The sequence below is a fragment of the Streptococcus parasanguinis genome (assembly GCF_016648925.1).
GTDB lineage: Bacteria > Bacillota > Bacilli > Lactobacillales > Streptococcaceae > Streptococcus.
This window is the reverse complement of sequence record NZ_JACLQX010000045.1, coordinates 1-1,080: the sequence shown is the minus strand read 5'-3', so window position 1 is coordinate 1,080 and position 1,080 is coordinate 1. Positions and strand designations below refer to the sequence as shown.

The following is a 1,080-nucleotide window of genomic DNA, read 5'->3' as shown; positions in this document are numbered from 1 at the left end:
CAATAATACTATTTAGGTATTTTGTTTTATAATTTAATATATTTCAACAATTTTAAAAAAGTCAAGTATTTTAGTTGACTCCATATAAAAAATAGTCTATAATTATATTATCTCTAGAAAAGTAAGCGCTTTAATTTTTTATTCAATAAGAGACTTTTAGCTAAAAAATCAAAATACAAAAATGTTATATTCATCATAATTGCTTATTGAATATGATTTAAATAGTGTTTCTTTGAGATAGAAAGGAGTCCTATTATGCTTTGGTCTATTATTGTAGGAGGCCTTATTGGTCTCATTGCAGGAGGAATCACAAAAAAGGGTGGTTCAATGGGTATCATTGCTAATGTTTTAGCAGGTTTAATTGGTTCATCAGTTGGACAATCTCTTTTGGGTACTTGGGGACCATCTTTGGCAGGTATGGCATTGCTTCCTTCAATTGCGGGAGCTGTCATTGTTGTTTGTGTCGTTTCATTCTTCTTAGGGAAGAAGGAATAAATTTCTTTTTTCAAAAATAGATCATAATCTTTATAACAGGAAAAGATTATGATTTGATTGTAGTTTTGAAAAGATTCGTTATTTCAAAATTACAGAAGAAAAAGGCAACTAAGTAAAAGATGTTGTTTAAGGCGCAATCAAAGATATAAAGAATTTATTTAATGGTGATGACAAATAAGTCATAAGTATAATCGATTTTTCGTGTTAGATCAACATACTCTATACAATTTTTAGTTCTGTTCATATTAAGTTTTACAATAAGATTATATAGGCTATAAGCCGATATAATCAAATAAACCTAAGTAAAGCACTATTTCAATTTAACTGAATGATGGCACACTTAGCATAAGATTTAAGCGAAAAATCGGTTTTCTTTTGATATAAAATAAAATATATTACAGATGGAGGTAATAGTATGTCTACAGAAGAAAAAATCAATCAAGCAAAAGGTACAGTCAAAGAAGGATTCGGTAAATTGACTGGCGACAAGAAAACAGAAAAAGAAGGGGCTGCTGAAAAAGTAGTTTCTAAAGTTAAAGAAGTCGCAGAAGACGCAAAAGATGCTGTTGAAGGAGCAATCGAAGG

2 protein-coding genes are annotated in these 1,080 nt (G+C 29.6%); both read left to right on the top strand.

The genetic code is table 11. From position 1 onward, the window contains the following. Positions 1-255: 255 nt before the first annotated feature. On the top strand, positions 256-495 hold the full coding sequence (locus H7T97_RS10175; RefSeq protein ID WP_003007835.1) for a GlsB/YeaQ/YmgE family stress response membrane protein: 240 nt from the start codon (positions 256-258) through the stop codon (positions 493-495). 415 nt (positions 496-910) lie between these two features. Further along, on the top strand, positions 911-1,080 hold a 170-nt coding region (locus H7T97_RS10170; protein ID WP_201090182.1), incomplete at its 3' end, for a CsbD family protein.